The sequence below is a fragment of the Pseudomonas sp. HAR-UPW-AIA-41 genome (assembly GCF_002304225.1).
GTDB lineage: Bacteria > Pseudomonadota > Gammaproteobacteria > Pseudomonadales > Pseudomonadaceae > Aquipseudomonas.
This window is the reverse complement of the sequence record NZ_NSLB01000050.1, coordinates 1-323: the sequence shown is the minus strand read 5'-3', so window position 1 is coordinate 323 and position 323 is coordinate 1. Positions and strand designations below refer to the sequence as shown.

At 39.9% G+C, this 323-nt stretch carries 1 protein-coding gene; it reads right to left on the bottom strand.

Annotated elements, in window-relative coordinates; translation table 11 throughout:
• The coding region (locus tag CK486_RS18625; RefSeq protein WP_371915519.1) for a hypothetical protein at positions 1 to 216 on the bottom strand (216 nt) is incomplete at its 3' end.
• Positions 217 to 323: the final 107 nt, after the last annotated feature.

The following is a 323-nucleotide window of genomic DNA, read 5'->3' as shown; positions in this document are numbered from 1 at the left end:
TTGTTGATCTTCAACGACAGGCATGTTTGAAAACAATTCAGGTCCACTTAAGTTTAGCCCTTGCAATGTCGTTACCGGTACACATAACTCCATTGCTTTCAGCCAAGAACCGGCATCACTATATGTCGCATATAGCGGCGTAGAAGCGAAGATAATTAAAGCACAAGCTGGAGTTAGTAAAATTCCATTAGCAAAAATATAGCCTACTTTTCTAATACCAGCTATTGTTGATCTTCAACGACAGGCATGTTTGAAAACAATTCAGGTCCACTTAAGTTTAGCCCTTGCAATGTCGTTACCGGTACACATAACTCCATTGCTTT